Annotated in this window: 24 protein-coding genes; 10 read left to right on the top strand and 14 right to left on the bottom strand. The window is 71.1% G+C overall.

Annotation, left to right across the window (positions count from 1 at the left end):
* Nucleotides 1-67: 67 nt before the first annotated feature.
* Nucleotides 68-541: a Dps family protein gene (locus AFE02nite_RS10275; protein ID WP_261765573.1), complete on the top strand. Its 474-nt coding sequence runs from the start codon at nucleotides 68-70 to the stop codon at nucleotides 539-541.
* 114 nt (nucleotides 542-655) lie between these two features.
* Here the strand turns inward: AFE02nite_RS10275 and AFE02nite_RS10270 are convergent, their stop codons facing one another.
* The 5 genes from AFE02nite_RS10270 to AFE02nite_RS10250 form a co-directional block, all read right to left on the bottom strand.
* Nucleotides 656-1192, bottom strand: a complete 537-nt coding sequence (locus tag AFE02nite_RS10270) for a hypothetical protein (protein WP_052113376.1) — start codon at nucleotides 1190-1192, stop codon at nucleotides 656-658.
* A gap of 566 nt (nucleotides 1193-1758) precedes the next feature.
* Entirely contained in the window at nucleotides 1759-2013 is a 255-nt protein-coding gene (locus AFE02nite_RS10265) for a hypothetical protein (RefSeq protein ID WP_034243323.1), read from the bottom strand.
* Entirely contained in the window at nucleotides 2010-10010 is an 8001-nt protein-coding gene (locus tag AFE02nite_RS10260) for a DUF6531 domain-containing protein (protein WP_186814532.1), read from the bottom strand. Before AFE02nite_RS10260 ends, AFE02nite_RS10265 begins: the two co-directional genes overlap by 4 nt.
* 1246 nt (nucleotides 10011-11256) lie before the next feature.
* Nucleotides 11257-11646, bottom strand: coding sequence for a DF family (seleno)protein (locus AFE02nite_RS10255; protein ID WP_261765572.1), 390 nt, complete (start codon nucleotides 11644-11646; stop codon nucleotides 11257-11259).
* Nucleotides 11647-11661: 15 nt separating this feature from the next.
* On the bottom strand, nucleotides 11662-12006 hold the full coding sequence (locus tag AFE02nite_RS10250) for an ArsR/SmtB family transcription factor (protein ID WP_146819583.1): 345 nt from the start codon (nucleotides 12004-12006) through the stop codon (nucleotides 11662-11664).
* A gap of 76 nt (nucleotides 12007-12082) precedes the next feature.
* Between AFE02nite_RS10250 and arsD the strand changes: the two genes are divergently transcribed.
* The 5 genes from arsD to AFE02nite_RS10225 all read left to right on the top strand — a co-directional run bounded on the left by arsD (nucleotide 12083) and on the right by AFE02nite_RS10225 (nucleotide 17343).
* The gene (gene arsD / locus AFE02nite_RS10245; RefSeq protein WP_034243369.1) at nucleotides 12083-12469 is read left to right on the top strand and encodes an arsenite efflux transporter metallochaperone ArsD; all 387 of its coding nucleotides are present in this window, start codon (nucleotides 12083-12085) and stop codon (nucleotides 12467-12469) included.
* A gap of 1 nt (nucleotide 12470) precedes the next feature.
* The gene (gene arsA / locus AFE02nite_RS10240) at nucleotides 12471-14255 is read left to right on the top strand and encodes an arsenical pump-driving ATPase (RefSeq protein ID WP_052113374.1); all 1785 of its coding nucleotides are present in this window, start codon (nucleotides 12471-12473) and stop codon (nucleotides 14253-14255) included.
* Nucleotides 14256-14332: 77 nt separating this feature from the next.
* Complete coding sequence (locus AFE02nite_RS10235; RefSeq protein WP_034243317.1) at nucleotides 14333-15802, top strand: arsenic transporter; 1470 nt, start codon at nucleotides 14333-14335, stop codon at nucleotides 15800-15802.
* Between the two features lie 60 nt (nucleotides 15803-15862).
* Nucleotides 15863-16879, top strand: coding sequence for a metalloregulator ArsR/SmtB family transcription factor (locus tag AFE02nite_RS10230; protein ID WP_034243315.1), 1017 nt, complete (start codon nucleotides 15863-15865; stop codon nucleotides 16877-16879).
* 26 nt (nucleotides 16880-16905) lie between these two features.
* Nucleotides 16906-17343, top strand: a complete 438-nt coding sequence (locus tag AFE02nite_RS10225; protein ID WP_034243312.1) for an arsenate reductase ArsC — start codon at nucleotides 16906-16908, stop codon at nucleotides 17341-17343.
* Between the two features lie 63 nt (nucleotides 17344-17406).
* On the opposite strand, the gene AFE02nite_RS10220 is transcribed toward AFE02nite_RS10225, so the two are convergent.
* The 8 genes from AFE02nite_RS10220 to AFE02nite_RS10185 are packed head-to-tail and all read right to left on the bottom strand — an operon-like array spanning nucleotide 17407 to nucleotide 21939.
* Nucleotides 17407-17757, bottom strand: coding sequence for an ArsR/SmtB family transcription factor (locus AFE02nite_RS10220; protein WP_052113373.1), 351 nt, complete (start codon nucleotides 17755-17757; stop codon nucleotides 17407-17409).
* A gap of 44 nt (nucleotides 17758-17801) precedes the next feature.
* Nucleotides 17802-18560 carry a sulfite exporter TauE/SafE family protein gene (locus tag AFE02nite_RS10215; protein ID WP_222594385.1) on the bottom strand — a complete coding sequence of 253 codons (759 nt, stop codon included), beginning with the start codon at nucleotides 18558-18560 and terminating at the stop codon, nucleotides 17802-17804.
* 28 nt (nucleotides 18561-18588) lie between these two features.
* Nucleotides 18589-18924 (bottom strand): carboxymuconolactone decarboxylase family protein, encoded by a 336-nt coding sequence (locus tag AFE02nite_RS10210; RefSeq protein WP_146819581.1) that lies wholly within the window; start codon nucleotides 18922-18924, stop codon nucleotides 18589-18591.
* The gene (locus tag AFE02nite_RS10205; RefSeq protein ID WP_222594384.1) at nucleotides 18921-20024 is read right to left on the bottom strand and encodes an arsenic resistance protein; all 1104 of its coding nucleotides are present in this window, start codon (nucleotides 20022-20024) and stop codon (nucleotides 18921-18923) included. Before AFE02nite_RS10205 ends, AFE02nite_RS10210 begins: the two co-directional genes overlap by 4 nt.
* A gap of 8 nt (nucleotides 20025-20032) precedes the next feature.
* On the bottom strand, nucleotides 20033-20278 hold the full coding sequence (locus AFE02nite_RS10200; protein WP_034243306.1) for a thioredoxin family protein: 246 nt from the start codon (nucleotides 20276-20278) through the stop codon (nucleotides 20033-20035).
* Nucleotides 20279-20330: 52 nt separating this feature from the next.
* Nucleotides 20331-20585, bottom strand: a complete 255-nt coding sequence (locus tag AFE02nite_RS10195) for a thioredoxin family protein (protein WP_034243304.1) — start codon at nucleotides 20583-20585, stop codon at nucleotides 20331-20333.
* A 23-nt stretch (nucleotides 20586-20608) separates the two neighbouring features.
* Nucleotides 20609-21655, bottom strand: coding sequence for a permease (locus tag AFE02nite_RS10190; RefSeq protein WP_034243301.1), 1047 nt, complete (start codon nucleotides 21653-21655; stop codon nucleotides 20609-20611).
* Nucleotides 21652-21939 carry an ArsR/SmtB family transcription factor gene (locus AFE02nite_RS10185; protein WP_261765571.1) on the bottom strand — a complete coding sequence of 96 codons (288 nt, stop codon included), beginning with the start codon at nucleotides 21937-21939 and terminating at the stop codon, nucleotides 21652-21654. Before AFE02nite_RS10185 ends, AFE02nite_RS10190 begins: the two co-directional genes overlap by 4 nt.
* 138 nt (nucleotides 21940-22077) lie before the next feature.
* Here AFE02nite_RS10185 and arsM point away from each other — a divergent pair, with 138 nt between their 5' ends.
* The 4 genes from arsM (at nucleotide 22078) to AFE02nite_RS10165 (ending at nucleotide 25346) form a co-directional block, all read left to right on the top strand.
* Nucleotides 22078-22845: an arsenite methyltransferase gene (gene arsM / locus AFE02nite_RS10180; RefSeq protein ID WP_034243295.1), complete on the top strand. Its 768-nt coding sequence runs from the start codon at nucleotides 22078-22080 to the stop codon at nucleotides 22843-22845.
* 460 nt (nucleotides 22846-23305) lie between these two features.
* On the top strand, nucleotides 23306-23707 hold the full coding sequence (locus tag AFE02nite_RS10175) for an ArsR/SmtB family transcription factor (RefSeq protein ID WP_034243293.1): 402 nt from the start codon (nucleotides 23306-23308) through the stop codon (nucleotides 23705-23707).
* Complete coding sequence (locus tag AFE02nite_RS10170) at nucleotides 23704-24429, top strand: cation diffusion facilitator family transporter (RefSeq protein ID WP_052113371.1); 726 nt, start codon at nucleotides 23704-23706, stop codon at nucleotides 24427-24429. The genes AFE02nite_RS10175 and AFE02nite_RS10170 overlap by 4 nt, the downstream gene beginning before the upstream one ends.
* Complete coding sequence (locus tag AFE02nite_RS10165; RefSeq protein ID WP_034243290.1) at nucleotides 24429-25346, top strand: cation diffusion facilitator family transporter; 918 nt, start codon at nucleotides 24429-24431, stop codon at nucleotides 25344-25346. Before AFE02nite_RS10170 ends, AFE02nite_RS10165 begins: the two co-directional genes overlap by 1 nt.
* Nucleotides 25347-25379: 33 nt before the next feature.
* Here the strand turns inward: AFE02nite_RS10165 and AFE02nite_RS10160 are convergent, their stop codons facing one another.
* Nucleotides 25380-25724, bottom strand: a complete 345-nt coding sequence (locus AFE02nite_RS10160) for an ArsR/SmtB family transcription factor (protein WP_146819580.1) — start codon at nucleotides 25722-25724, stop codon at nucleotides 25380-25382.
* Nucleotides 25725-25781 lie beyond the last annotated feature (57 nt).

Here is a 25781-nt window from a genome sequence, read left to right as displayed (position 1 = left end):
CGGACGGCCGGCCCGGGGACCGGGCAGACTCGGGAGGGCATGATCGCGACGAGAGAGAGGGAGAGCGATGACTGCACCCGCCATGACGAGCCCCCTGGGTGACGCCGACAAGGCGGCCACCGGAGCGGCACTCAACCGTGTGCTCGCGGACCTGATCGACCTGAGCCTCGTCGGCAAGCAGGCGCACTGGACGCTGGTCGGCCGTGGCTTCCGCAGCCTGCACCTCCAGCTGGACGAGGTGGTCGACGCCGTCCGCATCCACGCCGACGACGTCGCCGAGCGCGCCGTCACCATCGGCGTGACGCCCGACGGCCGCGCGAAGACCGTCGCTGCGGAGTCGGCCCTGCCCGAGCACCCGACCGGGTGGGCGCAGGACACCGACGTGATCGACTACTTCGTGTCCGCGCTCGGCACCGCCATCGGGCGCCTGCGCGAGGCGATCGCCGAGACCGAGAAGCACGACGTGGTCAGCCAGGACCTGCTGATCGGCATCACGGCCGCGCTCGAGAAGCACCTGTGGATGTTCCAGGCCGAGCGCTGAGACGTTCCCACCTGACGGGGAACCCGGGCCGGTCGGTGCGCGAGCGCCGGCCGGCCCTTCCCGTTCCCGCGTCCTCCACCGCCGACGGCGGCACCTGGCCGGCGTGCGCCGGGGTCACGGCTGCGCCTCGAGGTCGGTGACGTGCTCGATCGGCAACTCATTGCCTCGGCCGATCGTGGCGAGGGCGCCGTCGGGGCCGACCCGGTACAGCCCCTGCGCGGGGTTGACGAGGTCGTACGGTGCCCCGTCGTGGCGGTTCAGGACGAAGGCGTACTCCGCGTCGCCTGGCTCGACAAGAGTCGTTCCGGCCGCAGGCTGGTCCCGCGTCCCGAGTTGGCTCACCTCGATGACCTGGCCCTCGCGCACGTCGCCCTTCATCGCGCGCGTGACCTCGACCTCGGCCACGGTCACCACGATGGCCGATCCTCGATCGGCGGTCGCCGCCGCCCCGGCTTGCGGGTTCAGGCTCGGATCCGTCCCCAGATCCTGATCGGCGTAGACGTCTTCCACGCGGGTGCTCAGGACTCGTCCCGTGACGATCACGTCCGCCGCGACGACCATCTCGTCGACCGTGGCGTAGCCGGGGTAGTCGGCAGCCGGGCCCCCCGAGCTGCACGCGGCCAGCACGGGTAGCAGGAGGCCCAGCCCCATCGGTCGCACCCTGCCAGGCCGTCGTCGCGCGCGAGATCTCGATCGACTCGGTGCGGTGCCGGACCCCGTGCGGCCCCGGATGCCAGCAACCCGCGGCTCTCTCACGGCACAGCCCCCGTCCCCGTCGGCTCCCACCCTCGGCATGATGCCGCGTGGGACGGTGTGCGGGCGGGCGATCCGCATCAGGCTTGCCCCGGTGCGCCACGCGGGCCTCTGACCTCCGCGAATGCGCGGCGGGTGTGCACGGGTGGGCCCCGTGGGGATCGAACCCACAACCCGCGGATTAAAAGACGCTTGTGGTGGCAGTTCGAGCGGCTGGCAAGAGGGCCGAAAGTCGGCCTGAGCTGCAGCGATGCCTTCCGACGGTTCTTGTCTTTGAGGGCCCTTTCTCGGTCAGTTGCGGACTAGGTGCGGACTGGCCGTGCATCGCCTCGCTGTTCGCCAGATGGCCGAGATGCCGTCACTCAGCCCTCTGGGCTCGCTGTGTCGGCCAGGTCCATCCGTCCAATCGACCGACGAAGTCACGATAGGGATCGCCTTCATAGCCTCGTCGAGCGGCGTGACCCCTACGAGTCTGCATTCCAGCGAGGTAGGGCCGTCTCAGGCCAGGCCAGTGCGCCGCGAGACCACGTTGGCGGGAAGTCATCGAAGTCGGTGAATTTCCCGTCGCCCAGCTCAAGGCTGTACATGTGCTCCTCCGGGAAGCGGTTCATCCGGATGAAGACTTCGCCATCGTCGATTGAAGCCTTCAGCCAGAGCTCGCGAGTCGCGTCAGGTTCCCAGTGCAGCGGCATGCGCATCAGACTCGTAAGATCGATCACCTCTGCTCCCCCAATCCGTACTGCTGGTTCACGGATGTTCGCGACCTCGATGCAGCCTGTGCAATGGCGTCGAAGTCCCCGTCATACTTCTGGAGCACCTGTTCCCAGGTGAGATTCGGATCCGACCGTGAAAGCGCGGCAGCCGCCTCCCGATCGGACATTGCGGCACGCGCCTGTGAACGTATTGCGTTTCGCGCCTCAAATGCCATCTGGGCACGGACCTCGGCGGGAACCCCGGCGGCGATCATCTCTGCGTTTCGGGCTGCGATTTGCTGCTCTTGAGCAAGATACCAAGCGCGGGCCTCCGCATTTGAGAGGGAGCCGAACGCTGGCGCGGTGTTAGCCGTGCCAGGCCCCGCCGCGCTTCCGCTGGTGCCCGGTCCGAAGAAGCCCCGTCCGGCCACCGAGAGTGTGCCGCCGATGAGAGCGCCCGTGCCGATGTACAGGGAGGCATCACCCCCGTCCCAACGATACTGCGGGGTCGACGTGGTGTAGCCAAGCGCCGCCGTTGTGGCACCGCCGGCTGCGCCGGCGATGAAGGCGCAGCCGTAGCTGCCCGCCCCTCCGGTGCCTGCTTCGCAGATCACGAAGACCCCACCAGCGACCAGCGCCCCGGCCGCCGTGGCTCCAAGGGACTCGAACGCTTCCTGGGGGCTCATGAAGTCCGTGGGCACGCCGAGCTTGAGCAGTCGCATCGCTTGGGCGACGGCGGTCGCGCGGTCGGGGCTGATGGTGCCTTGCTCCATGCCGTACTGCAGGCCGACCATCGCGGCCTGCAGGTTGGAGCGGTAGGTGTCGAGGTCCATCTGCGTCCACGTCGGCACGCCGTCGTCCTCGAAGGGCCGGCACTGGTTCTCCGCGGGGAACACCCGGCACATCGCCATGAGCCCCAGGACGTAGGCAAGTTCTTCCGCGGGCAGCCGTTGGGCCAGGATCGCCGCCTGGGCGGCCATCCGCCCGGTCGGGTCGACCAGGGTCTCCGGGGCGCCCTGGGCGTAGGTGTACCGGTTCTGCGTCGCGGCGACCGTAGCGGTGCCCGGCCAGGTGTCCTCCTGCACCCACACCCGTGATGCGGGGTCGTAGGTGCGGGTGGGCGTCTCGACCAGCCCGGCCGCCTCCAGGTGCCCGGTGTAGCCCGTGACGGTGTCCCAGCCGGGTGTGGCGACGACATTGCCGAAGGCGCCGGTCCAGGCCAGGTCGTCGGAAACCACCCCGGCCTCGGCAATGCTCAGCGGGGTGCCGAGGAGGTCGGCGAGCACGTCGACCGCCACCGGGACCGTCGTGGCGTTGCGGCCGTGACCCACGACGGTGTCCGTGGTCTCCACCAGCGCTTCGCCGGCAGGCCCGCGGGTGATCCGCGTGGGCCCGTCGGCCACGGCCAGCGACCCGTCAAACACCCGGCGTTGGGCGGTGCCGTTCTGCGTCTCGACCAGTGCCCTGCCCAGGCCGTCCCGGCCCCAGGTGGTGATGATGTCGTCGCGGGCGTTGTTGAGGTTCGCCCCGGCGTCGTGTTCGCGGACCAGCCGGTCGGCGGCGTCGTAGGCGTAGGCGATGCGTGCCTGCGTGTGCGTGGCACCGCCCGAGGTCGTCGTCGTGGTCTGCCCGGTCCGGTTCCCCCGCAAGTCATAGGTGAGCGCGACCGTCTCGGTGTGCGGGACCGGGGCGTGTGCGTAGTCGGTCACGATCGTCGTGGTTTGGTTGATCGCGTTGACCGAGCGGAGCGCGGACCATCCGTCCGCGTCGATGGGGGTGGTCGGGTCGTCCGACGTCACCTCCGCAACCAGGTTCGACGCCGCATCCCACCCGTACGTGGCGACGTACCCGCCGGTCGTGGATGACACCAGGCGGCCCAGGGCGTCGTGCGCGTACTCGGTGGTCGTAATCGCCTCGTCCGTGGTCACGGTCCGCGTGGTCACCAGGCCGCGCGGGTCGTAGGTGTAGGACACGACGAGGGTCGAGGTGGTGCAGGCAGGCTGCTGGTTCGGGTGGCCCGTCGGGTTGTCCTTGCAGTGGCCGAAGGCGTTGCCCGGCGCGTTCGCAGACGAGTTCCCCGCCGGGGAGGTCCCGGGTGCCGCGCCGCTGCCGGTGTGCGTCATCCCGGTGACGCGTCCGTTGAGGTCGCGCGTCAGCGAGGTTACGACCCCGGTCGGCCGGGATGTCACCGACAGGTTCCCGTCAGCGTCGTAGGAGAACCGAGTCGTGCCGGTGGCGTCTGCCTGCGTGGTCGCGAGGCCGCGGGCATCGAACTCCCGGGTGAGGCGTCGCGCGTCGGGGTAGGAGACCTGCACCTGGTTGCCTGCGGCGTCGTAGACGTAGCCGATGACAGCACCGGAGGCGTCCTGTGCCCTCGTGACCCGGCCCACCGGGTCGTACACCCACGAGCTGGTCCCCATCGGATCCTTCATGGAGGTGCGTCGACCAACGGCGTCGTACCCGAACGTGACGGCGTGGTCGGGGTAGGCAACCGAGGCCACCTGCCCGTCCGGCGTGTACGCCGTAGCGGTGACCTGGCCATCCGGCGCGGTCGCCGTGACCGGCCGGCCGGCGGCGTCGTACGCCGTCGCCTTGACACGCCCGGCCGCATCCGTGGTCGCCGTCACACGACCGGCAGCGTCACGAGCGTAAGCGGTGGTGTTCCCGCGGGGGTCGGTCGCCGAGGAGAGGCGGCCGGCGTCGTCGTAGGCGTATTGCGTGGTGACGTTCACCGCCGGTCCCGCCGGGGTGTCCGGGAGGGCGTTCTCGACGACGGCGGTGAGCAGGTCGCGCGGGTCGTAGGTCATGGCGCTGACGACCCCGACGGGGTCGGTCACCGTCACGGCGTTGCCCTGGCCGTCGTACACGGTCGCGGTCACCCCGCCTTCGGCGTCCGTGACCTGCACGGGCCGGTCCATCGCGTCGTACTCCCACGCGGTGACCCCGCCCCTCGGCGTCGTCCGGGTCACGAGGTTCCCGACGGAGTCGTAGGCGTAGGTGGTCGTGTTGCCCTCGGCGTCGGTGACGGAGGTTGGACGGCCGACGGCGTCGTAGGCCGTGGCCGTCGTCGCGCCGACCGGGTCCGTGGTTGCTACGACGCGTCCCGCGGCGTCGTAGGCGGTCGTGGTGGTCGCGCCGGTGGCGTCGGTGATCGTGACGGGCCGGTCGGCGGCGTCGTAGGTGCTCGACGTCGTCGCCCCGGTCGGGTCGGTCGAGGTCAGGAGGTTCCCGACGCCGTCCCACGTCTGGGTCCACGTCGCACCGGAGGGGAGCGTCATGGTGAGCTGCCGTCCGGCACCGTCATACGTGAGAGTCGTCTGGCTGCCGACGGCGTCGGTCGTCACCACGGCGAGGCCGCGAGCGTCGTAGGTCGTCTTGGTGATGCCGCCCGTCGGGTCGGTCACCGCGACGGGTCGGCCAGCGGCGTCGTACTCCGTCGTCGTGGTGCCACCGAGCGGGTCGGTGGTGGCCGTGACCATGCCTCGAGCGTCGTAGGTGGTGGCCCAGTCCTGGCCCGCCTCGTCGGTCATGGCGATGGGCCGACCAAGGGCGTCCACGACCAGCTCGATGGTGTGGCCGCGGCCATTGGTCTGGGCCACCATCTGGCCGGTCGGGTTGTACGCGGAGGTGATCGTCGTTCCGTCGGGTCGCGCCACCTCGGTGACGCGCCCGGTGCCGTCGTAGGCGTAGCGGGTGATGCGGCCGAGTGGGTCGGTCACCTTGACCACCTGGCCTGCGGCGTCATACACCGTCGTGGTCGTGGCGCCGGTCGGGTCCGTGACGGCGACGGGGCGCCCTGCGGCGTCGTACTCCGTGGTCGTGGCGTGGCCGAGCGGGTCGGTGACGCTGACGGGCCGACCTGCCACGTCGTAGGCGGTCAGGGTCGCCGCTCCGGTGCCGTCGGTGACGGACACCGGGCGGTTGGCCGCGTCGAAGACGGTCGTCGTGGTGTGGCCGTTCGCGTCCGTGACGGTGGTCGCGTTACCCGCGGCGTCGTAGGCGATCCGGGTGATGGCGCCGGTCGGATCGGTCATCGTGAGGGGCCGGCCCATCGGGTCGGACTCGACGGTGGTGCGGCCGCCCACCGGGTCGGTGACCACCGCTGCCACACCGCGCGTGTCGTAGCTGGTCGTCGTCGTCGCACCCGTGGGGTCGGTGACCTCGACTCGGCGCCCGGCGGCGTCGTAGGTGTACTCGGTGCGGGCACCCGTCGGGTCTGTCTCGGCCAACGCGCGGCCCAGGCGGTCGTACTCCGTGGTCCAGTGACCGCCGGCCGCGTCGACCATGAGGGTGCGCCGGCCGGTGGGGTCGTAGCCGTAGGTGGTGACCTGGCCTCGGGCGTCGGTGAGCTGGGCGAGGCGGCCTGCCTCGTCGTAGGCCTGCGTGGTCACCGCACCTGTGGGGTCGGTCACGGTGAGGACGCGGCCGGCTTCGTCGTAGGTGAGCGTGGTGACCCGGCCGAGCGGATCGGTGCTCGCGGTGACGCGTCCGGCGGCGTCGTACGTCGTGGACGTTGTGCCGCCGGTGGGGTCGGTGGTGGCAACCAGGTGCCCGGCCGCGTCGTAGGCGTTGGTCGTGGTGGCGCCCGTGGGGTCCGTGGTTGTGACGATGCGGCCCGCGCCGTCGTACTCCGTGGTCCAGACCGCGCCCGTCGCGTCTGTCCTGCTGACCTGCCGGCCGAGGGCGTCGTAGGCGAAGGCTGTGACGCCGCCACGAGGGTCGGTGATCGTGGCGATGTTGCCCACCGGGTCGTAGGTGTAGGTAGTGGTCGCGGCGTCCGGGGTCGTCACGCCGGTGAGCCGGCCCATCACGTCGTAGGTGCGCGCGGTCACGCCGCCGATGGCGTCCGTCTGCTGGCCCACCAGACCGCCGGGGAGCCAGGTGGTGGAGGTGGTGTGGCCGAGCGGGTCGGTCACCGAGGTGACCTGACCGAGGGCGTCGAAGCTCGACGTGGTCCTTCCGCCCTCGGCGTCCACGACCGCGACCGGGTTCCCGACGGCGTCGTACTCGGTGGTGGTCGTGGCGTCGGCCTCATCGGTGATGCTGACCTGCCGCCCGAGGGCGTCGTAGGTGAACGTGACGGTCGTGCCGTCCGGGTTGGTCCGAGTGGTGACGTGGTGCTCGTCGTCGTAGGCCAACTCGGTGCGTGCCCCGTCGGGCGCGATCTCGGCGGTGATCTGGAGGTTCGCGTTGTGCTCGAACCGGGTGACGTTTCCGAGCGGGTCGGTCGTGGACGTGCGTGTCCCGGTGGCGTCGTACTCGTGCTTGGTCACCGCGCCGATCGGGTCGGTCACCGACACGACATTGTCGTCGCCGTCGTAGGTGTAGACGGTTCGGGCTCCCGTGGGGTCGGTCGAGGCGGTGAGCCGATTGGCTAGGTCGAACTCGAAGGTGCTGGTGCCGCCCTCCGCGTCGACGGTCTGGACGCGGTTGCCGCGGGCGTCGTAGGAGTGCCGGGTGGTGTTGCCCGCAGCGTCCGTGACCGAGGTGACGTCGCCGTGCGCGTCGTACGCCGCCGTCATCACGGTGCCGTCAGGCAGGTGCGTCTCGACTGCACGGCCGTCCTCGTTGAGAACGAAGGTGGTCGTCGCGTTCGAGCCGTCCGGCGCCGTGGTGGTCCTCGAGGTCAGGTCGCCGGCGGCGTTGTAGGCGGACGTAGTGGTGTTGCCGAGAGGATCGGTGGTGGTCAGGACCCGGCCTGTGGCGTCGAAGGTCGAGTGGTGCTCGTTGCCCAGGGCGTCGACCGAGGTCACCGGGTTACGCGCATCGTCATACTCCGTGCGCGTGACTCCGCCGGCGGCGTCGATCGTGCGCTCGGGCAGGCCAGCGTCGTCGTGCACGACGGTGCTGCTGTTGCCCAGGGCGTCGGTGAGGGTGGTGGTGCCGTCGCCGTCGTAGGCGAAGGTGCGCCGCAGGCCTCTGCCGTCGACCTGGACCGCGACACGGTGGTCGAGGTCGTAGGCATTGGTGACCTCGACGACGCCGTCGGCGCGTGTGATGGAGGTGAGGTAGCCGGCGTCGTCGTAGGCGAAGGACCGGGTGTGCCCGGCGGCGTCGGTGATCGACGTCAGGTTGTCGCCGTCGTAGCCGAGGGTCCAGGCGGCGCCGTCGGGGCGGGTGAACCCGGTGATCCGCCCCGTGCTCGTGGTGGTGACGACGACCTGCTGGCCACCCTCGTCCGTGATCGAAGCCAGGGGGGCGAAAACCGCTCCCTCCCCGCCGCGCGCGCGGCTGGCGTAGGCGAGCGTGTAGGCGTTGCCCTGGCGGTCGACGACGCCAGTAAGGACGCCCGTGCCGGTGAGCGGATCGATCGTGTAGGTCTCCTGCGTGCCGTCGATGCGGGTCAGGACGACGCCGTCGGCCGTCTTGGCGAGCGTCGCCCGAGCGGCGGGCGGGGACGCGTAGCCGCCGCCATCGGGGGTGAAGTACAGGCCCTGGCCGTTCGCGCCGGTGATGAGTACCCCGCCGCCGTCGTACTTCTGCGCCCAGGCCGAGTACGCGAAGTTCCAGCCCCGACCGACGGGGGTGATGCGCCCGTCACCGCCGTTGTACGTGAGGGTGAGGTCGATCATCTGGTCGCCGACGCCGGTCAGGGCGAGCAGCTCCTCGCTCTGTGTCACGTTGCCGGTGGCCAGGTTCACCGGGTCGCCGCCGTAGATCTGCTCGTACGTCAGGCCATAGCCGGCGAGCAGCGCGAGCACGTCCCGGTCGGGCGGCAGGGGGAGGAACGGCCCCGGCGGCAGCGGGGGAGCGGCCCACGGCGCGGTCCAGGCCAGGATCGGGTCGTCGCTGGAGTTGAGCACGTAGACGTGGCCGTCCCAGTCGCCGTCGACGCGGTAGCTCACCCAGGACGAGATGTTGCCGAGCGACGAAGCGTTGCCCGTGGCTGGGTCGTACGAGAACACGGGGCTGAAGGCCGGGTAGAGCTCGAAGTCCCCGGACCCCTCGCCCAGACTCGCGACCACGATGTCCAGCCACCAGCCGACCTCGCGGATGGCCGTCCAGAACCTCGAGAGCATGTCCTGGTGCGGGTCGATGTCCCACGAGGCGTTCACCCGCACGGTTCCCGGTTCGCCCTCGGCCGGGAAGGCGGTGACCGAGTACGTCGCCGTGACGCCGCCCTCGTCGACCTCTTCGAAGCGCTGGTTCACCCCGCCCCACCAGGAGCCCTCGTCCCCCTCCGCCATCGGCAGGACGTGCGCGTCGGTCCCCCTGGAGAAGCCGTGCCCACCCGCCACGACGGTCCCGGCGGCTGCCGAAGGCCTCGGCCAGCACTCGCCGGATCGATCCAGGGTGCTGACGACGGCCCGCGCGAGGGCCTGGGCGTAGAGCTCGGGACGATGTGCGATCACCGCGTGGTCGTAGTTGTGGTCCAGGTAACCGAGCTCGACTCGGGCGTAGGTGGCGTCGGCGACCTGGGCCGCGTCGGCGACCGGCCGAGCGGTCCCAAGCTCTGTGGAGTCCACCGTTCGCGCCGGCCGACCCGTGTACGTCACGAGGGCGTCGGTCATCGCGGCGGCTAGTGCGGTGTCGGTGCTCCAGACGCGCGCGCCGCCGGTCTCGGCAGTGCCCCCGGGAAGGCCGTCGGTAGCGTCGAAGCCGAGCGTCAGAGCGAGCGTCGGGCGGGTGCGGGTGACCGCCGCGGCTCGCATGGCCGGATCCACGACGGCGGTCTCGGCCGACCGAGTGATGAGGACGTCGGCCATGCACGCGTCCTCGACGTACCCCTCGAACAGCTCCGCCACGGCCGCGGTCGTCGGGAGCTCTCCGACGACCTCGCCGTCCCACATGGCGCGTGCCGCGTCGTCGTCGAGGTCCAGCGCCACCACTGGGGCAGCCCGCGGAGCCGACGGAGCCACGACGAAGTCCCCTGTGGAGTCCGCCTGCGCCACGACTGCGCCGCGGGCCGGCAGCCAGGCCGAGGGCACGGGGGCCCACTCCGCATCGTCGGTCGTGCGGTGCCAGACCTGGAGCGTCGTCAGCGCGTCGTCACGCACCTCGAGCGCCTCGCGAGCGAACGCCACCTCCACACCGGGCGCCGACAGCTCCGCGGACCATGGTTCATCGACTAGGCCGCCCGACAAGGCGGCCGCGCCCGGCCACCGGGTGAGGGCCGCCCCCGAGGCGTCGGTCGCCGCGAACGTCGCAACCTCGGAGACGGCGCCCTCCGGGACATCCCCCGTGGTCGGCGCGAGCCTCAGCGTTGCCGTGCCGCCGGCGACGCCCGGATCGTCGGACCATACCGAAGCGGTGACGCCTCCGTTCTGCACCATGAACGGCTCCGCCGGCTTCAGGACCGGCGCCGATCCGGCGGCCGCGGCAGGTTGCACCAGGGCTCCCGTGATGAGGAGCGCGCTGGTCGCTAGCGCTGCGCAGGCGCCTCGCAGTCGGCGACTCGGGGCGGCGATGGCGGACGGGGCGTGCACGGACACGAGGGGACCCCCTGCTCGGACGGCAAGTGGGCCGAACCTTGGCAGCGTTCCCAACCGGGCGGCAATGCGCCGTCAGAGTGACGATGACTTCCAGAAAGCCAGGCGCATGACCGTGACTATTGACACGCGAACGCTCACAACGGCGCCAAACGGGCCTTTTCGGCAAGCACGGCGGTTCCCCGGGTCCGCCTGAACTACGCGGATTTCACCCCCGCCCCGCCCGAAGAATGGGACCGCGCCTGGGCTGTTCGGGTGAACGGCGCGAGCCGGGGGCGGACGTCAGAGGCGGACGGCAACATGAACACGGACGCCGTGGTCGTCTCCTGCGAGGCCGATGGGTCCGCCTCCGGCTCGCCCAAGGGAAGGGCGTCGGCGCGTCACGCGCTGAGGGCTTCGCTGCCACACCGGGGCGCGGGACTGCGGCACGAGCCCCGGGCTCGACGGGAACTGGTCAGCTTCTGGTCGCCGCCGGCGGCTTGCCCTGCAGGCTGCGGACGGAATGCGGACCAGGCGTTGCCCATCGTCGTGCCGCGTACGCGCGCCCTACAGGCTGACCTGCAGTGATGTCTGGTTTGGCGTCGGTGCGAATGCGCAACCCGTGGACCCTAGGTCCACGCGTACTCCCGTGCGACCGGTTGAAGGTCCACAGCCGCCTGACCTGCACAGACGCGCCCGAGAGTGCGAACAGGTACGCGAGGAAGGGGCCGCCTGTCGATTCCTCGGTCGAAAGAGACTCATGGTCAGCAACGCCGTGACCTGCGGCGACGTGGGCCCCGTGGGGATCGAACCCACAACCCGCGGATTAAAAGACGCTTGTGGTGGGGAGTTGGGTGGCTGGTCAGAGGGGCGAGAGCGGGGCTGACCTGCGGCGGGACCTTCGGATGGCTCTCGTCGGTTGGGGCCCATTCTCGGCCAGTTGCGGACTAGATGCGGACTGGATCGCCGCGACAAGCTCCTCCATCGTCGGCGAGCCGGCAACGCCGTTCGCCGTCCGGTACAGCCGACACGAGAGGCCTACTGGAGCGCCCGGCTGGGCGAAGGGGTCCTGGCCGTCCAAGAGCAGCGATGGAGACCCGTGAAAGGCCCAGTGCTCGGCCTGCTCCTGGGTGGTGATCAGAACCCGCTCCACCTTGGCGTCGCTGCCGACCATGCGAAGGGCTTCACGTAGGCGGGCGTCGGCGACGTGCCAGTTCGGGCACCCGTCGAAGTAGAGGAGCTGCGCGCGCATCACGTCATCCTCCACTCAGGTGACGCAGGCCGGGCGCAGGCGCGGTGCGTCGGGCCCGTCGGCGACGATCGCACCCAGGGCTCGCAGTGTGTCGGCGAACGCGCCGGGCGCGAGCCGGTACCAGGTGTAGCGGCCCTCCGGTTCGCTGGCGACGACGCCGGCCTCGCGCAGCAGGCGCAGGTGGTTGCTGATCGTGGTCTGGCGGGCGCCGGTGATGTCGACGAGGTGGCACGTGCACAGCTGCTCACGGGAGAGCGCCTCCACGATCCGCAGCCGCAGCGGGTCGGCGAGGAGCGCGAACTGGCTGGCGACCACAGGGGGCGTGGGGACCCTGGGCAGCGGGACGGCGACCGGACTCATGTCCCATACGCTACAACTCATCAGTGTGGTCTGATGTCAGCAGCAGATGATGTGCACTCGCTTCGAGGAGGACCTGATGGCTCGCGTGGAGATCTTCGACCCGGCGATGTGCTGCTCGACCGGGGTGTGCGGCACCGACGTCGACCCGACGCTCTCGCGGTTCGCCGCTGACGTCGCGTGGCTGTCGTCGCGCGGCGTCGAGGTCGACCGCGCCACGTTGTCCCAGGAGCCTGCGAAGTTCGTCGCCAACGCCGCGGTGCGGCAGGCGCTGGAGATCGACGGCGCGGCGGCCCTGCCCATGGTGGTCGTCGACGGGGCCGTGAAGGCGAAGGGGCACTACCCGAGCCGCAACGAGCTCGCGACGTGGGCGGAGGTGCCGCGCACCGCGATCCCGCTCAGCGCCGCCGTCGCGCTGGCGAGTGCCCCGGCGCAGGGGTGCTGCGGTGGGACGGGCTGCTGCTGACATGACCTCCCTGGCGCTGGGCGACACGCGACTGCTCACGGGCGTCCTGGCCGCGCCGACGCCGTACCTGTTCTTCACGGGCAAGGGGGGCGTGGGCAAGACGTCGTGCGCGGCGGCGACAGCGGTCGCGCTGGCCGACGCCGGCCGCCGGGTGCTCATCGTCTCCACCGACCCGGCGAGCAACCTCGCCGAGGTCTTCGGCATGCCCGAGCCGACATCGTCGTCCCCCGAGCCGGTGCCCGGCGTGCCGGGTCTCGACGTGGTCGACATCGACCCGGCGGCCGCGGCCGCCGAGTACCGGGAGCGCGTCGTCGGGCCCTACCGAGGGCTGTTGCCCGCCGACGCCGTCGCGTCGATCGAGGAGGAGCTGTCCGGGTCCTGCACGGTCGAGGTCGCGGCGTTCAACGAGTTCGTCACCCTCCTGACCAGCGAGGACGTCGCCGCCACCTACGACCACGTGGTGTTCGACACCGCCCCCACCGGGCACACCCTGCGCCTGCTTGCCCTGCCCGCGGCCTGGACCGGGTTCCTGGAGACCAACACCGCCGGCGTCACCTGCGTCGGGCCGGTCTCCGCGCTCGGGCACGCCCAGGAGTCCTACGCCGCCAGCCTGGCCGCCCTGCGCGATCGTGACCGCACCACGGTGGTCCTGGTCGCCCGCGCCGAGGCGTCGTCGCTGCTCGAGGCCGCGCGCGCCGCGACCGATCTGGCCGACCTGGGCATGACCCAGCAACGCCTCGTCATCAACGGCGTCCTCGCCGAACCGGCCGGCGACGACACCACCGCCATCGCGCGCCGTGCACGCGAGGCGGCAGCGCTCGACGAACTCCCCGCCGTGCTGAGCGCCGCGACCTCCGTCGACACCGTCCCGCTCCTGGCCCGTGCTCCGATCGGTGTGGCGGCCCTGCGTGCCGCGCTCGCCGGCACGCCCGCCTCCCACGACGTCGTACGCGTCGCCGCCCCCGACCTGGACCCGCTCGGGTCGCTAGTGGACGAGCTGGCCGAGGGCGAGCCCTGCATCGTCATGACGATGGGCAAGGGCGGTGTCGGCAAGACCACGATCGCCGCGGCCATCGCGCTGGCGCTCGCCGACCGCGGACTGCCGGTCACGCTCACCACCACCGACCCTGCTGCCCACATCACCGGCGTGCTGCCTGACCCCCCGGCGAACCTGGACATCACGCGCCTGGACCCGGTCGCCGAAACCGCCGCGTGGACCGAGCATGTGCTCGCGACCGCCGGGGCCGGCCTGGACGACGCCGCCCGCGACCTGCTCACCGAGGACCTGCGCTCACCGTGCACGGAGGAGGTCGCCGTCTTCCACGCGTTCGCGCGGACCGTCGCCGACGCCGCGGACCGCTTCGTCGTCATCGACACCGCACCCACCGGCCACACCCTGCTGCTGCTGGAGTCCTCCCAGAGCTTCGCCCGACAAGCGGTCCGCGGTGGGGGCAGGGACGACGCCGCGACGTCGTTGTTCGCCTCGCTCGCCGACCCGGAGCGCACCCGCATCGTCCTCGTGGCCCTTCCGGAGGCGACGCCGGTGCACGAGGCGCTGGCCCTGCAGGCCGACCTCGCCCGCTCCGGTCTGCGCCCATGGACGTGGGTGGCCAACTCCTCGCTCGCCGCCACCGGGACGACCGACCCCGTCCTGCGGGCACGCGCGGCCGACGAGGCCCGGTGGCTCAGCGAGATCACCGAGGCAAGTCCCCGCCGCCCGGTCATCGTGCCGTGGATGGCCGAGGTGCCGGCCGGCGCGGGCGGGCTGCGGCGCCTGACCGGGTAGCGCCCGCCTGACCTGTCCACCGAACTCAGTGCCGCGCCTCGCGGCGCCCCAACCGACCCGCGCTTGGAGACCCGCCCGTGCTGCTCGCCGTCGTCATCTTCGTGCTCACCTTGACCCTGGTCATCTGGCAGCCCCGCGGGCTGGGCATCGGGTGGAGCGCCCTCGGCGGTGCCGCCCTCGCCCTGATCACCGGGGTCGTTCAGCTCGGCGACGTGCCCGACGTCTGGGTGATCGTGTGGAACGCGACGCTCACGTTCGTCGCGGTGATCATCATCTCCCTCGTGCTCGACGAGGCCGGGACGTTCGAGTGGTCGGCGCTGCACGTGGCCCGGTGGGGCCGCGGCAACGGACGGATGCTGTTCAACCTCATCGTGGTCCTGGGTGCCGCGATCGCCGCGGTGTTCGCCAACGACGGCGCTGCGTTGATCCTGACGCCGATCGTCTACCAGATGCTCCTGGCGCTGAAGTTCGACCCCAAGGCGGCCTTCGCGTTCGTGATGGCCACCGGGTTCATCGCCGACACCACGAGCCTGCCGCTGGTGGTGTCGAACCTGGTCAACATCGTCTCGGCCGACTTCTTCGGCATCGGCTTCGGCCGCTACGCCCTGGTGATGATCCCCGTCAGCCTCGCCTCACTCGCCGCCAGCCTGCTCGTCCTGCGCGTGTACTTCCGCAAGGCGATCCCCGGCCGCTACGACGTCGCCGACCTGGCCCGTCCGGCCGACGTCGTCCACGACCACCTGACCTTCCGCGCGGGGTGGGTCGTCCTGGCTGTGCTGCTGGTCGGGTACTTCGTCGCCGACCCGCTCGGCGTCCCGATCGCCGCCGTCGCCGGGCTCGGGGCTGTCGCCATCGTCCTGATCGCCGCCCGCAAGCCTGCCTGGGCCTTCGCCCGCCTGGCACCCACGCTGCTGACCGTCGACGTCGAGGGCGTCGTCGAACCGGCCCACGACCACGCCCGCTCAGGCGTGGTGCACGACGACATCCACGACCACGCCCTGGACACGGGCGCCGGACATCACGAGCCGGCGCCAGCGCGGACCAAGCCGAGCGTGCACATCCCGATCGCGCCCGTGCTGCGCTCGGCGCCGTGGCAGGTCGTCCTGTTCAGCCTGGGCATGTACCTGGTCGTCTACGGGCTGCGCAACCAGGGCCTGACCGACTCCCTCGGCGAGGTGTTCGCCTGGTTCGGCGACCAGGGCCCGTTCGCCGCAGCCGGCGGCACCGGCTTCCTCGTCGCAGGCATGTCCTCGGTGATGAACAACATGCCCACCGTCCTGGTCGCCGCCCTGGGCATCGACGCGGCCGGCGCGACCGGGATCACGCACGAGCTGATGGTCTACGCGAACGTCATCGGGGCCGACCTGGGGCCGAAGATCACCCCGATCGGCAGCCTTGCGACCCTGCTGTGGCTGCACGTCCTGGACCGCAAGGGCATGCACATCGGCTGGGGCACCTACTTCAAGGTCGGCATCGTCCTGACCATCCCGGTGCTCGCCGTGACGCTCCTTGCACTGGTGGGCTGGCTCATGGTGGTCGGTGCCTAGCCTCGTTGCGGATTCGAGCCCAGTCTAATTAGACTAGCCTCGAATCCACGGGAGGACCGGATGGCGACAGGAGCACGAGAGCGGGCCATCGGCTCGGGGGTGGCGGAGGCGCTCGCCGAGGCACTGCGCGCCATCGGCGATCCGATCCGCCTGCGCGTTCTTTCGGCCATCGCCACCGCGGACGCCGGTGAGGTGTCGGCCGGTGAGCTTGCCGCGATGACGGAAGTCACCGCGCCGACCGTCTCCCACCACCTGCGGGTGCTCAAGGAGGCGGGCCTGCTCGTCTCGGACCGCCGGGCCAGCGCCGTCTACTACCGGCTGGCCACGGACGTCCAGCAGGCCGTGACCGTGCTGCTCGAGGCCTTCGCCCCAGTGGCCGCGCGCCTTGGTTCCCAGCGCCGTCCCGACGTCCCCGAGCGGCTGGGCGGGATCGACCCGTTGCGGCACGCGGACGAGCTCATCGACCGCGTCGGCGAGAAGCTGGTCGAGCGCTATGGCGACCTGACCCGCGACGTCGTCGTGCGGACGGTCCGCGAGTCCTACACGGCGCTCCTGCGCACCGCGCGCGTCACCAGATACGTCCCGGTGCTCGCCGAACGGTTCGCCAAGCAGCGCCTGGACGACCTGCGCCGGGTGGAGGGCCAGAGCGCCACGGTCCGTCGGCCGCAGGTGCTCTTCGTGTGCGTGGCCAACGCCGGGCGGTCCCAGCTGGCCGCCGCCCTGCTGCGCCACTACGTCGGCGACGCCGTCGTCATCCGCTCCGCCGGTTCGCACCCGGCGGACGAGATCCACCCCACCGTCCAGCCCCTGCTGGAGGAGATCCTGGGCCCCGACGCCGAGACCCCGTTCCCCAAGCCCTTGACTGACGACGCCGTGCGTGCCGCGGACGTGGTGATCACGATGGGCTGCGGCGACGTCTGCCCCGTCTTCCCGGGTAAGCGCTACGAGGACTGGGCGCTCGGGGACCCCGCCCTCGCGTCCCCCGAGGGGGTGCGCGCCATCCGCGACGAGATCGACGCCCGTGTGCGGGCGCTGGCCGTCGAGCTGCTCGACCAGCCGATCTCCACCGACACCTGACCCACACCCATCCAGGAGGACCCAGCGTGACCGACCAGACCGCACCGCAGACCACCCGCCCCAGCGTGCTGTTCGTCTGCGTGCACAACGCCGGACGATCGCAGATGGCGGCCGGCTGGCTGACCTACCTGTCCGGCGGCGCAGTCGAGGTCCGGTCCGCAGGGTCCATGCCCGCCGACCAGATCAACCCGGTCGCCGTCGAGGCGATGCTCGAGGAGGGCGTGGACATCCGCGCCGAGCAGCCCAAGGTGCTCACCACAGAGGCGGTCCAGGCCTCCGACGTCGTGATCACGATGGGCTGCGGCGATGTCTGCCCGATCTTCCCCGGCAAGCGCTACGAGGACTGGAAGCTGGACGACCCGGCCGGCCAGGGGATCGACTCCGTCCGCCCCATCCGCGATGAGATCCGCGGTCGGGTCGAGGCGCTGCTCGGCGAGCTCGGCGTCCCGGTGGCGCGCGCCTGAGTCGTCACACATACGCACGCCGAAGTGCGTGCACGACGGTCCGGACGATCGTGGAACGGGCTGTCAGCAGCAGGTGGCCTCCACCTGTCGGCCGAGGATGCCGAGGGCGTCCGGCTCGAGCGCGTAGTAGACGAAGACGCCGCGCTTGGAGCGCGTCACGAACCTGGCCTCGACGAGGACCTTCAGGTGATGGGAGACGGTCGGCTGACTGAGCCCGACGAGATCTGTGAGGTCGGCGACGCATGCCTCGTGGTTCTCGTGCGCTGCGATCAGCGAGAGCAGGCGGAGCCGGCCCGGCTCGGCGATCGCCCTGAGGCGGTGGGCGAGCTCGGCCGCCTCCGCGTCCGTGATCGAGCTGCCCACCAATGCGCAGGACGGACGCGGGGTCCGCGTCGCGGCGATCTCCGACTTCACTCTCAGCGTCCCTTCAAGACTCCAGCTTCGCCGCATTCACCCCGTCAGCCCACCGCCATCGTGACGATCTTCACGGCCGTCATGACGACGATGAGGATGCCGAATACCCGCTTGAGCGTGGGGCCGGAGACGAACCGGCTGGTCAGCCGGGCCCCGAGGAAGGAACCTGCGGCGCCGACGACCACCAGGACGGTGGCCACGCGCAGGTCCACCTCGGCGGTGTCCACGTGCGGGATCAGCGCGGTGAACGAGGGCATCGTCACGGCCACGGCGTTGATGCCCGCGGCAAGCTTCGGCTCGTACCCGGCGAGGATCAGCACAGGCATCAGCAGGAAGCCCGGCCCCACGCCCAGCAGGCCCGCCACGACCGAGATCGGGACCGCGAGGATCAGGGCAAGGCCGAGCCGGGGATGCTGGGCGGCACCCTCCCTCGGGCCCCCTCCCTTCTGGAACATCCGGAAGGCGAGGTACGCCACGGCGACCAGGTAGAGGCCCCACAGCCACGCCTGGCTGGTGCCCTGCGCCAGCCAGGAGCCGAGCGGGGCGCCGACGGCCGTCACCGCGGTGAGCATCAGCGCAGGCCGCCACGCGACCAGGCCGCTCTTGGCGAATCCGACCGCCGCGAAGATCGCGGTCACCCCGTTCAGGAACAGGCTCAGCGGCTGCACCTCGTGCACCAGGTCGCCCATGAAGAAGCCCAGGAACGGCACGGCGGCGAACGCGACGCCGAGCCCGAGCATCCCCGAGGCGACCGAGAGCGCGAGCAGGCCGACCGCGACGACGATGATCGTGCCGGTGTCCACGGGCTCTTCCTCCTGCCGGGTGCGACGGCTACTGCTGCTGGGCTTCGAGCCAGGCGAGGGCGTCGGCTGCGGTGTCGTTCACGGTGGCCATCTTCATCAACCGGGCGACCAGCACCGCCTCGGCGATCTCGGCGTCGCTGGCACCGGCGTTCTTGGCCTGCCGGGTCCACATGAGGGTGCACGTCGAGGACTGCAGCGCGGCGGCGACGCCGATCCCGATGAGGAGCTTGTCCTTGGTCGGCAGCGCGCTGAGCGCAGGGTTGTCCATGATCGCGGCGCGGTGCGCCAGGTAGGTGCTGGCGCCTTCGGGCGAGACCGCGCCGAGGATGTCCATCGGCGTGCGGGCGGGGGCCGTGCTGGTCATGTCTTCTCCAATTCTTCGAGGTGACCGGCCGGCGATGCCGCGCCGGGAGTCGGGCGGGTGATGCGCGGCGCGTAGTACGCGCGAACCCGGGGCGCGAGCCGGAGGAAGCCGACCATCAAGATCACCTGGAAGATCGGCATCGTGGCCGCCGGCACAGCGACCAGCGGTGAGAAGGCGGTCGCGGCGATCGCGATGGCGGTGGCGTTGTTCTTGCCCGCGGAGGCGAACACGACCGCGACCGACTGCTCGTAGCTCAGCCCGAGCCGACGGTTCACCCAGGTCGCCACACCCAAGGTCAGCGCCATGAACAGGGCGTTGGGCACGAGCAGGAGCAGGACGGTGCTCCAGCGGTCCACGATAATCGTGGCCTTGCTGAAGAAGATGCCGAAGATCGTGGCGAACATCGCGAGCATCGACGCCGCGGAGAAGGCGGGCTGAAGGCGCCCCATGACGGCCGGGCCCCGCCACCGGGCGACGCCCACCCGCGTGAGCCACCCGGCGATCATCGGCCCGATCAGCACCGTGACGATGGACACGACCATCGAGCCGATCGGCACGTCCAGGTCGTACCCGGAGGCGAAGACCGCCATCCATGCCGGCACCACGACCACGGCCAGGACGAAGCTCGTCCCGACGACCACCGTCGCCAGCTCGACGTCACCCTTGGCCAGGCCCGTGTAGGCGATGCTCATGCTCGAGCACGGCACCACCATGACCAGCAGGAACCCGAGCGCAAGCAGGTGGTCGTGCAGGAAGAGCCGCGCGAGCACGAAGCCGACCGCGGGCGCCCACACGAAGTTGTAGACCAGCGCCAGAGCGAGCCCGCGCACGTTGCGCCCGGCACGGGCCAAGGCCTCCACGCGGAGGTTGACCATCATCGGGTAGATCACCAGGAACACCGAGATCGTGGTGACCGTCCCCAGGTCGTCGGTGTGGCGGGAGGTCCAGTCCCGCAGGGGGTAGCCCACGAGGACGCCGACGAGCATCGAACCGAGCGCGTAGAGCATCAACCATCGGCTCAGATGGGCCTGGAGCCGGGCGGGGCCCACCGCAGTGGTGCGACCGGCGTCGCCGGAGGGAGCGCCGGTGGGCGTGCTCATCGGCCCCGTCACCGCGCGGCCGCCTGGGAGAGCAGCTCGCGGAGCGCCGCGGCCTTGGGGACGCGGCCCACGACCACCACGGTCCCGTCGATCGCCAGCGCGGGGGTGCTCATGATCCCGTAGCTGAGGATCGCCGCGTAGTCGGAGACGATCTCCAGCTCGGCGTCCAGGTCGAGCGCAGCGACCGCCTCGCGCATCGCCCGCTCAAGGCTCAGGCAGCTGGGACAGCCCGGGCCCAGGACGGTGATCTTCATCTCGGTCCCTCGTCAGGCCGGTCAGAGTGGGCGGGCGGGCGACGTCAGAGGCTCACCGGGCAGCGCCGGCGACGAGCGGCGCGAGGATGTCTCGCACCTGCGCTGCCGTCGGAACGCGGCCGGAGAGCACGACCTGCTCGTCGACCACGAGGCCGGGGGTGCGCATGATGCCGTAGCCCACGATGGCGGCGTAGTCGGTGACCTTCTCGATCTCGGCGTCGATGCCGAGCGCAGCGACCGCCTCGCGCGTCGCCCTCTCGAGGTTGACGCAGTTGGCGCAGCCGGGGCCCAGGACCTTGATCTTCATGGTGGTTCCCTTCGGTGGGTGGGTCACAGGACGGCGTTGAAGAAGTAGCCGACGGCGACGATTCCGACGACGACCGCGCCGAAGAAGATCGCGAGCAGCGGCGGCTTGAGGACGCGGCGGAGCATCACGGCCTCGGGGATCGACAGGGCGATCGCGCTCATCGTGAAGGCCATGACCGTGCCCAGCGGCATGCCCTTGCTCCACAGGGCTTCGGCGATCGGGACGACGCCCGCGCCGTTGACGTACAGCGGCATGCCCGCGAGCGTCACGATCGGGACCGCTAGCGGGTTGTCGGCGCCCGCGACGTCGGCGAAGAACTCCGCCGGGACCCAGCCGTGGATCGCCGCGCCGATGGCCACGCCGACCAGCACCCACTTCCAGACCTTGCCGAAGATCTCGCGGGTCTCGGCCTTGGCGGCGTCGATGCGCTCGGCCCACGTGGGCACGTGGCCGTCGGCACGCAGGGTCGCGATCCTCGTCGCGAAGACCATGTCCTCGACCCAGCGGTCCAGGCGCAGGCGGGAGAACACCCACCCGATCAGCAGCGCGACGACCGCCCCGGCGGCCACGTAGGCGGCGGCGATCCCCCAGCCGAACTGGTCGCCGATCATGATCGCTGCGATCTCACTGATCAGCGGCGAGGCGACCAGGAACGTCAGGGTCACCGACAGCGGGATGCCCGCCGCGACGAACCCCATGAACAACGGGATCGACGAGCACGAGCAGAACGGCGTCACCGCACCGAGGACCACCGCCAGGACCAGGCCCACGAACAAGCCCCTGCCCTCGAGGTAGGCGCGCGCCCGCTCCACGTCCAGGCTCGCGCGCGCCAGTCCGATGACGAACATCAGCCCCGACAGCAGGAGGAAGATCTTGGAGACGTCGTAGAGGAAGAAGTGCACGGCGCCGGGCACGCGGTCCTCGAGGTCCGCCCCCACGACGTCACCCACCAGCCACGTCCAGACGACCTCGTTGAGCGCGTAGAGACCCGCCCAGGCAGCCGCGGCCAGGCCCAGACCCACCCATCGACCGACCGGGGTCGTGACGCGCAGCCGCTCGGTGACGCTCATGCGGGCCCCTCCGCCGGGCCGCCCGGGAGGGCCGCGTGCATGAGCCGGCGGGCGTCGTCGGCGAGGGCGTAGTCGATCCACCGACCGCGTCGCGTGGCCGTCACGAGCCCGGTGTCGCGCAGCACCTTCAAGTGGTAGCTGAGCAGGTTCGCCGGCACCGGCACCCGCTTCCGGATGTCACAGACGCACTTGGTCGTGTCCGCGAGCTCCTCCAGCACCGCCCACCGCACCGGATCGGCCACGGCCTGCAGGAGCTCGATCCGCTCTGCGCGGGTCAGCGTCACATCAACCACGCTTGAATCAGTCACACTCGAAACGTACGACCGCCGATCCGGGCGGACGAGGGACCAACGTCACCGGTACATTGACACCTGTCGATGCAAACCGGCGCCCTGATCGCGGCGCCTCGCTGAGGAGGACCAGTGACCGAGACCGACGCGCTCAGGGACGAAGTCCGCGAACGCTACGCCCTGGCGGCCACCGCCGTCGGCAGCGGCTGCTGCGGGCCGGCCGACGGGGCGGCCAGCTGCTGTGCAGAGGTGGGAGCCGACGCCGACCTGTTCGGCGCCGGCCTCTATGCCGCCGACGACGTCGAGGGACTGCCGGCCGAGGCAGTCCTGGCCTCCCTCGGATGCGGCAACCCCCTGATGGTCGCCGAGCTACGCGAAGGCGACGTCGTCCTCGACCTCGGCTCCGGCGGCGGGATCGACGTCCTGCTCTCCGCCCGCCGCGTCGGACCGACCGGGTTCGCCTACGGCGTCGACATGACCCCCGAGATGCTCGACCTCGCCCGCGCCAACACCGCAAAGGCCGGAGCCACGAACGTCGAGTTCCGCGAGGGCGCCATCGAGAACCTGCCCTTCGCCGACGGCGACATCGACGTCATCATCTCCAACTGCGTCATCAACCTCTCCGTCGACAAGCCCGCCGTCCTCCGCGAGGCCTTCCGAGTCCTGGCGCCCGGCGGGCGGTTCGGGGTGTCCGACGTCGTCGCCGAGGACCACATCTCCCCCGCCCAACGCGCCGAACGCGGCAGCTACGTCGGCTGCATCGCCGGCGCACTGTCCCGCTCCGAGTACCTGGAGATCCTCGCCAGCGCCGGATTCGAGGGCGCCGACGTCACCTTCACCCATGAGGTTGCCGACGGCCTCCACGGCGCGATCGTCCGGGCGACGAAGCCCCGGGGGTAGGCAATACCGGCCAGCATCCGCGGGCGGGTGACGGCTCGCCGGCGTCACCCGCTGCTGACCAAGTGCGGACTAGATGCGGACTAGATGCGGACCCGGCCCGCGCGGCTCGACCGCGGCGAGGACGTCCGGGCCGCTGACCTGCGCAGATACCAGACTCGCCTTGAGGTTGGCATTCACAACCCGCGGACCAGATGACCACGACTTCCGAGCCGACTCGGCAAGATCAACAACGCTCTGACCTGCGGAAACGTGGGCCCCGTGGGGATCGAACCCACAACCCGCGGATTAAAAGTCGCTTGTGGTGGGGGAGGCGGCGCCTGGTCGTGGTGCCCTCTGCGGGTCTGACCTGGGGTGATGCCTCCCGACCTCTCTCGTTCGTGAGGGCCCGTTCTCGCCGAGTTGCGGACTAGATGCGGACTGCGATAGCGATGCGGGTCCGTCGAGCATGTAGCATCGCTGTATGACGATGATAGCGACCACGAGCGATCCGCATGTGGACGAGACGGCCGCCGTATCCGCTGCGGCTTGCCTGTTCCATGGCTTCAGTGATGCTTCACGGTTGGCGATCCTCCGCCATCTCGCTCTCGGGGAGCACCGCGTGGTGGACCTCACCAGGCACCTCGGTCTGGCGCAGTCGACGGTCTCCAAGCACCTGGCGTGCCTCCGTGACTGTGGGCTGGTGTCCTCCCGGGCGGAGGGTCGGGCGTCGGTGTTCTCGTTGACGCATCCCGAGGCGGTGCTGGACGTGCTCGCTGCGGCGGAGCGGCTTCTCGGGCTCACCGGTGACGCGGTCGCGCTGTGCCCGGTGTACGGCATGGGTGGCCGGGCGGCGGCGGCGCACACCGAAGGGGCTGTGTCGTGAGCGACGCCGAGCTGGCCGCACCTGAGGTCGAGCGGCTCACGCGTCGTGGGCTCCGTCTGGCGCAGTTCACCGTCGCCTACAACGTCGTCGAGGGCGTGGTCGCGATCACCGCCGGCATCCTGGCCGAGCTCGTGTCGGTGATCGGCTTCGGCATCGACTCCGGCATCGAGTCCATCGCCGCCGTCCTGGTCGGTCTGCGGCTCGCTGCCCGGTTGCGGCACGGCCACGCGGATGAGGACAAGGAGCGGCTCGTCCTCCGCGCCGTGGCCGTGACGTTCTTCGTCCTCGCGGCGTACGTGACGGTCGAGGGCGTGCGCAGCCTGGTCGACGGCGAGGCGCCGGACGCCTCGCCCTTGGCCCTCGTTCTGCTGGCCGCGTCGATCGTCGTGATGCCCGTCCTTGCGGCCGCGAAGCGTCGGGTCGGCCTGGCGCTGCGCGACAACCTGATCCTCGCCGACGCCGCCGAGACCAGGATCTGCGTCCTCCTGAGCGTGTCGACCCTGGCCGGGGTGGGCCTGTTCCAGCTCACGGGCGCGGCCTGGCTGGACCCCGTCGCGGGCTTCGTCATCGCGGCGTTCGCGATCCACGAGGGCAGGGAGGCCTGGGAAGGCGAGCTCGTCGAGGACGACGACGAGGACGAGGGCGGTCACGACGACGATGACGGCGCTGCCAGCCGCCGCGAACCTGGGCCGGCCGTGCCGACGAGTGCCGAGGTGAGGTGATGGGCGCCGGGCACGAGCACGCCCACGGCACTGCCACCGGGCGGCACCGGCGCCGCCTGGTCCTCGTGCTCGCCATGACGTTGTCGGTGGTCGGTGTCCAGGTGGTCGGTGGGCTGGTGTCGGGGTCGCTGGCGCTGCTCGCCGACGCCGGCCACATGCTCACCGATGCGACGGGGGTCGCGATCGCGCTCATCGCGTCCGTCCTGGCGGCGCGCCCGGCGACCAGCGCGCGCACGTTCGGGTTACAGCGCGCCGAGGTGCTCGCAGCGCTGGCGAACGCGGTCCTGCTCGCCGCGCTGGCCGTGTGGGTCATCGTCGAGGCGATCGGCCGCTGGAACGACCCGCCCGAGGTGGGCAGCGGGCTGATGCTGCTCGTGGCGCTCGTCGGCGCCGGGGCCAACGTCGTCAGCCTGCTGGCCCTGCGCGGGGCGCGCGACGAGAGCCTGAACGTCCGGGGCGCCTACCTGGAGGTGCTCGGCGACCTGGTCGGGTCCATCGCCGTCATCATCGCCGCCGTCATCATCGCCACCACGGGGTACGCCCGGGCCGACGTCATCGCCTCGGTCGGCATCGGCCTGTTCATCCTCCCCCGGGCCTGGGGCCTGCTGCGCGACGTCCTGGACGTGCTCCTCGAGGCCACGCCCAAGGGGCTGGACCTGGACGTGGTGCGCGAGCACATCCGCCAGACGCCAGGCGTGGTGGACGTGCACGACCTGCACGCCTGGACCATCACCAGCGGCGTCCCGGTCCTGTCGGCCCACGTCGTCGTCGACCAGGACTGCATCGACGGCGGCCGCACCGGGCTGGTCCTCGACCAGCTCGGCGCCTGCCTGGGCGAGCACTTCGAGACCGAGCACTGCACGTTCCAGGTCGAGCCCGTCGGGCACGGCGGGCACGAGTTGCGCCAGCACGCCTGAGCGCGGTGCCCGGGTCCGAGCGGCCCGCCGGGGTCAGCTGACGCAGGCCGGGCGCAGCCGGGGTGCGTCGGGGCCGTCCGCGACGACGGCGCCGAGCGCCCGCAGGGCCTCGGCGAACGCTCCGGGGGCGAGGCGGTACCAGGTGTAGCGGCCCTCGGGCTCGGCCAGGACGACGCCGGCTTCGCGCAGCAGGCGCAGGTGGTTGCTGATCGTGGTCTGGCGGGCGCCGGTGATGTCGACCAGGTGGCAGGTGCACAGCTGCTCGCGCGACAGGGCCTCGATGATCGCCAGCCGCAGGGGGTCCGCCAGGAGCGCGAACTGGCTGCCGGCGACGGGCGGCGTCGGGACCCTGGGCAGCGGGACGGCGACCGGACTCATGTCCCATACGCTACAACGCATCAGTGTGATGTGATGTCAGCAGGACGTGATGCAACG

It is taken from the genome of Actinotalea fermentans, from assembly GCF_007991475.1.
GTDB classification, from domain to species: domain Bacteria; phylum Actinomycetota; class Actinomycetes; order Actinomycetales; family Cellulomonadaceae; genus Actinotalea; species Actinotalea fermentans.
This window is presented reverse-complemented; position numbering and strand designations above follow the sequence as displayed.

Excerpts from the sequence above, each read along its gene's own strand:
- AFE02nite_RS10275 (WP_261765573.1), top strand. The coding sequence starts at position 68 with ATGACTGCACCCGCCATGACGAGCCCCCTGGGTGACGCCGACAAGGCG.
- AFE02nite_RS10270 (WP_052113376.1), bottom strand. The coding sequence starts at position 1,192 with ATGGGGCTGGGCCTCCTGCTACCCGTGCTGGCCGCGTGCAGCTCGGGG.
- AFE02nite_RS10255 (WP_261765572.1), bottom strand. The coding sequence starts at position 11,646 with ATGCGCGCGCAGCTCCTCTACTTCGACGGGTGCCCGAACTGGCACGTC.
- AFE02nite_RS10250 (WP_146819583.1), bottom strand. The coding sequence starts at position 12,006 with ATGAGTCCGGTCGCCGTCCCGCTGCCCAGGGTCCCCACGCCCCCTGTG.
- arsD (WP_034243369.1), top strand. The coding sequence starts at position 12,083 with ATGGCTCGCGTGGAGATCTTCGACCCGGCGATGTGCTGCTCGACCGGG.
- arsA (WP_052113374.1), top strand. The coding sequence starts at position 12,471 with ATGACCTCCCTGGCGCTGGGCGACACGCGACTGCTCACGGGCGTCCTG.
- AFE02nite_RS10230 (WP_034243315.1), top strand. The coding sequence starts at position 15,863 with ATGGCGACAGGAGCACGAGAGCGGGCCATCGGCTCGGGGGTGGCGGAG.
- AFE02nite_RS10210 (WP_146819581.1), bottom strand. The coding sequence starts at position 18,924 with ATGACCAGCACGGCCCCCGCCCGCACGCCGATGGACATCCTCGGCGCG.
- AFE02nite_RS10205 (WP_222594384.1), bottom strand. The coding sequence starts at position 20,024 with ATGAGCACGCCCACCGGCGCTCCCTCCGGCGACGCCGGTCGCACCACT.
- AFE02nite_RS10200 (WP_034243306.1), bottom strand. The coding sequence starts at position 20,278 with ATGAAGATCACCGTCCTGGGCCCGGGCTGTCCCAGCTGCCTGAGCCTT.
- AFE02nite_RS10195 (WP_034243304.1), bottom strand. The coding sequence starts at position 20,585 with ATGAAGATCAAGGTCCTGGGCCCCGGCTGCGCCAACTGCGTCAACCTC.
- AFE02nite_RS10190 (WP_034243301.1), bottom strand. The coding sequence starts at position 21,655 with ATGAGCGTCACCGAGCGGCTGCGCGTCACGACCCCGGTCGGTCGATGG.
- AFE02nite_RS10175 (WP_034243293.1), top strand. The coding sequence starts at position 23,306 with ATGACGATGATAGCGACCACGAGCGATCCGCATGTGGACGAGACGGCC.
- AFE02nite_RS10165 (WP_034243290.1), top strand. The coding sequence starts at position 24,429 with ATGGGCGCCGGGCACGAGCACGCCCACGGCACTGCCACCGGGCGGCAC.
- AFE02nite_RS10160 (WP_146819580.1), bottom strand. The coding sequence starts at position 25,724 with ATGAGTCCGGTCGCCGTCCCGCTGCCCAGGGTCCCGACGCCGCCCGTC.